Here is a 976-nt window from a genome sequence, read left to right as displayed (position 1 = left end):
CGACACGCCGTCACGCGATCCGGCCGTACACACGCGCGTGTATCCGGATGGCGCACAGCTCACGTACGACCATGCGAGCCACACACTGAGCGCCACGTTGCCTGACAGCGCCTGCGTGCAAATCGTGTCGCCCGCTTGCGTCACCGTGTGCACCGACGAGGCCGCGATCGTCGCCAACCGCATCACGCTCGACGCCGAGCAAACCACCTGCACCGGTGCCCTGCTCGTCCAAGGTCCATTTGCGTTCGAATCGGGTATGACTGGACGTAGCGGCCAAGACAGCGGAGCCGGCGCAACGATGACCATCGATGGGCAGGCTCACTTCACCGGCGACGTTACGTCACAAGGCGTGAGCCTGCCACGCCACACGCACCGCGATCAGGGCGACGGGCAACTGGTGAGCGCACCGCAATGAAAGGCATGCACGCGACCACGGGCCGCACCGTTACCGGCTTGGCGCATTTGCACCAGTCGATTGCGCGCATCATCACCACGCCGCTGGGCACGTGCATTCAGCGCCGTACGTTCGGCTCCGACATGCTAGAACACGTTGACGCGCCCAACAACGGCACGACGCGCACGCGGCTGTATGCGGCCATCGCCACCGCGCTGATGCGTTGGGAACCACGACTGATTCTCACGCGCGTGCAGCTGAGCAGCGAGCCCGCCGAGAGGCGAGCCGGCATGCAAACGGTCGATATCGAAGGCATGACGGCCGAGACCGACGAAGCGTTCAGTGTGCGTGTGCCGATTTCCGCTTCGGGTTCGGGAAGCCGCGCATGAGCACCACACCGATCGACCTGTCGCAGCTGCCCGCGCCCGATGTGATCGAGCCACTCGATTACGAAACGCTGTTTGCGCAACGCAAGGCGCAGCTGATCGCACTGTACCCCCTTGAAGAGCAGGCCGACATTGCTGCAACGCTCGCACTCGAGTCCGAGCCGATGGTCAAGCTTTTGCAGGAAAGCGCGTACCG

The 976-nt window shown here is 64.2% G+C and carries 2 protein-coding genes and 1 pseudogene; all 3 read left to right on the top strand.

Annotation, left to right across the window (positions count from 1 at the left end; all coding sequences use genetic code 11):
• Positions 1–415 (top strand): phage baseplate assembly protein V (locus tag KPG66_RS00640; RefSeq protein WP_237069722.1); only part of this gene is annotated, 415 nt, incomplete at its 5' end.
• Positions 412–783 carry a GPW/gp25 family protein gene (locus KPG66_RS00635; protein WP_237069721.1) on the top strand — a complete coding sequence of 124 codons (372 nt, stop codon included), beginning with the start codon at positions 412–414 and terminating at the stop codon, positions 781–783. The genes KPG66_RS00640 and KPG66_RS00635, both read left to right, overlap by 4 nt.
• A pseudogene (locus tag KPG66_RS00630) lies at positions 780–976 on the top strand (baseplate assembly protein); the annotation flags it as partial. The gene KPG66_RS00635 and the pseudogene KPG66_RS00630, both read left to right, overlap by 4 nt.

This window comes from Mycetohabitans sp. B2 (assembly GCF_021733735.1).
GTDB lineage: Bacteria > Pseudomonadota > Gammaproteobacteria > Burkholderiales > Burkholderiaceae > Mycetohabitans > Mycetohabitans rhizoxinica.
The sequence above is the reverse complement of the archived record's forward strand: the minus strand, read 5'-3'. Positions and strand labels throughout refer to the sequence as shown.